The sequence below is a fragment of the Actinotalea sp. genome (assembly GCF_035443605.1).
In the GTDB taxonomy this organism is placed as follows: domain Bacteria; phylum Actinomycetota; class Actinomycetes; order Actinomycetales; family Cellulomonadaceae; genus Actinotalea.
Genome location: NZ_DAORSQ010000134.1, coordinates 2433 through 5319, shown reverse-complemented (window position 1 = coordinate 5319; position 2887 = coordinate 2433). Strand labels below are relative to the sequence as shown.

General features: G+C 74.6%; 3 protein-coding genes. 1 reads left to right on the top strand and 2 read right to left on the bottom strand.

The genetic code is table 11. The features are described 5' to 3' along the window. A partial coding sequence (locus PKY62_RS11815) for an adenylosuccinate synthetase (RefSeq protein ID WP_324537205.1) occupies window positions 1-142 on the bottom strand: 142 nt, incomplete at its 3' end. Between the two features lie 251 nt (window positions 143-393). Here PKY62_RS11815 and PKY62_RS11810 point away from each other — a divergent pair. Then, window positions 394-720 (top strand): STAS domain-containing protein, encoded by a 327-nt coding sequence (locus PKY62_RS11810; protein ID WP_324537203.1) that lies wholly within the window; start codon window positions 394-396, stop codon window positions 718-720. A 21-nt stretch (window positions 721-741) separates the two neighbouring features. Here PKY62_RS11810 and PKY62_RS11805 read toward each other — a convergent pair. Continuing rightward, the coding region (locus tag PKY62_RS11805; protein WP_324537201.1) for a SpoIIE family protein phosphatase at window positions 742-2887 on the bottom strand (2146 nt) is incomplete at its 5' end.

Genomic DNA, 2887 nt, shown 5'->3' with positions numbered 1-2887 from the left:
CGTCGCCGATGACGACGGTGTGCCCCGCGTTGTTGCCGCCGTTGAACTTGACGACGTAGTCGACGCGGGCACCGAGCTGGTCGGTGGCCTTGCCCTTGCCCTCGTCGCCCCACTGGGCGCCGAGCACGACGACGGCTGGCATGTCTCCTCTTTCCCTGCTGCTGACCTGCTGCTGACCTCTTGCTGACCCGCGGGTGGGTGCCCGCCCGCCGTCGCGGCGGTGAACGGCCCGCACGAGGCTATCGCGGGCGACGGGTGCGGCGCGGGCCGGGCCGCACGCTGGACGACCGGTGCCGGGCGTCACCCGCGCCCCGCCGTGCGGCCCGCAGCACCCGTGGATACAGTCGAGCGCGGCACCCGGGAACGCCCCGAGCGCCGCGAGGAGCCCCGCCCATGATCGAAGTCTCGATGTCGCCGGCCACGGCGACACTGGTGATCTCGGGCGACCTCGACCTCGCCGAGCGGGAGCAGTTCCCCGAGGTCGCCGCCCGGGTCACGGGTCTGCGGCGCCAGCTGCTGGTCATCGACATGTGCCGGGTGACCTTCATGGACTCCACGGGGGCGGCGTTCCTCATGTCCCTTGCGGACGCCGGCCGCAAGCGCGGCGGGGCCACGGTGCTGCGCGGCTGCGACGAGCGGGAGCTCTTCGTCCTCGAGGTCTGCGGCGCCCTGCCCATGTTCCGCATCGACCGCGACCACCTCTGCCCGCCCGACCTGTGAGCGCTCACGCCGCGGCCCACCTCAGCGCTGCGGCGGCACCGTGAAGTCGACCGGCCGCACCCTGGCCCACACCAGCTTGCCCGTGCCCGACGGCCGCCAGCCCCAGTCGGCCAGGCGTTCGACGATCCGCATCCCGAAGCCGCCTACGCGCCCCGGGTGACCGTCCGTGGTCACCGGCGGCGCGGGGTTGGCGTCCTCGACCTCGATCCGTAGGCCCTCGCCGGTGTCGAGCAGCCGCAGCACCACGTGCCCCCACCCGTGCAGCACCGCGTTGGCGACCAGCTCGCTGACCACCAGCTCCGCGCTCGCGACCCCCGGGATGCCCCAGGCCGCGCACGTGCGCACGACGGCCTGCCGGGCCCGGCCGATCGAACCCGGCTCGCTGGGCATGGACCACCGTCGGCGCCGCGGGCTCGGCGACCCGGCCGACAGGTCGGCGCCCGGGTCCGGCACCCGCACGACGACGACCGCGATGTCGTCCTCTGGCGCGTCGGCGAGCCGCGACAGCAGCTCCTCACCCACCCCGGCGGCCTCGACCGGACCGACCGTCGCCATCGCGTCGACGAGCTCGTCGAGCCCGGCACGCAGCGTGCGGTCGCGGCGCTCGATGAGGCCGTCGGTGTAGAGCACGAGCACGTCACCGGGGACCATCGCGTGCGTCCCGCTGGAGCGGCCCCCCGAGCCGAACCCGATCATCGGCCCGGCGGCGTCGGACAGCTGGCCGACCTCACCCGCGTGCGCGACGAGCGGCGGCAGGTGACCGGCGCGGGAGTAGCGCATCGTCCAGCCGCCGTCCGTCGGCAGCATCGTCACGAGCACCAGGCTGGCCGACCGCGGGATCCGCATCCCGGCGACCAGCTGGTCCACGCGGTTGAGCACCTCCCCCGGGTCCGCGCCGTCGTAGGCGAACGCGCGCACGATGGAGCGCAGCTGACCCATCGCCGCCGCGGCCTCGACGTCGTGCCCCACGACGTCCCCGATGACCACCACCACGCCCTCGGGCTCCACCTGGAGCACGTCGTACCAGTCCCCGCCCACCTGGGCGTGGCCGGAGCTCGGCGCGTAGTAGGTCCACACGTCCAGCCCCGTGACCTCCGCCTGCTCCGGGAGCATCGAGCGCTGAAGGGTCTCGGCCAGGCGGTGCTCGCGCGCGTACAGCCGCACGTTGTCGACCGCCATCCCCACCCTGCGCACCACGAGGTACAGCACCGTGCGGTCGTTGTCGTCGAACCCCGCCAGGCCCGTGCCGCGGCGGGGCACGGTGACGAGCACGCCCTGGGTGCGCCGCCGCCCGGCGACCGCGTGCACGACGACGACGTCCACCGGCACGGGGTGGTGGCGCAGCGCACCGATGAGGTGATCGGCCAGGCGGCGGGTGGTGGTGCCCATCGCCTCGGCCTCGAGGACCACCTCGATGGGGCCGTCGAGCGTGCCGTCGAGCAGGTCCTGGACGGGATCGGCCGCGCGCGCCTGCTCGCGACCCGCCGCGCCCGGGCCGTGCCGGCGCGGCGTCGTCGGCTCGCGGAACCCGACGTCGATCCCGTGGGAGGCGCGCAGCCCGCCGTCCTGCACGAAGAACCCGGCCCAGCCCACCACCTCGTGCCGCAGCAGGGAGGCGATCTCGCGCAGCACGTACGGGTCCTCGAGGTCGCTCAACAGGTCCGAGACCTGCGAGACCAGCGCGAGCCCCGCCCGCGCGCGCCGCTCGGCCTCGATCGACTGCTGCTGGGCGTCGTCGTGCAGCACCTGGTCGGTGACGTCCACCTGGATGCCCACCCAGTGGGTCACCGTGCCGTGCGCGTCGGGCACCGGTGAGACGGACACCTGGTTCCAGAACGGCGTGCCGTCGCGGCGGTAGTTGAGCACCGTCACGGTCGCCGGCCGCCCGGCGATGATCGCCGCCGTGAGGCGCGCGGTCTCGGCGCGGTCCGTCCCCGGTCCGTGCAGCACGTTGGGGTTGCGCCCGACGACCTCGTCGAGCGAGTACCCGGTGGTGCGCGTGAAGGCGTCGTTGACCCACAGGATCGGCGAGCCCGGGGCCGTCGCATCGGTGATGACGAACGCGACGTCGGTCGCTCGCAGGGCGCGGTCGCGGACCTCGGCGAGCGCGTCGGTGAGGTGGTCGCTGAGCGCGCCGGCAGGGCGGTCGGTGGGGCCGCCGGCAGGG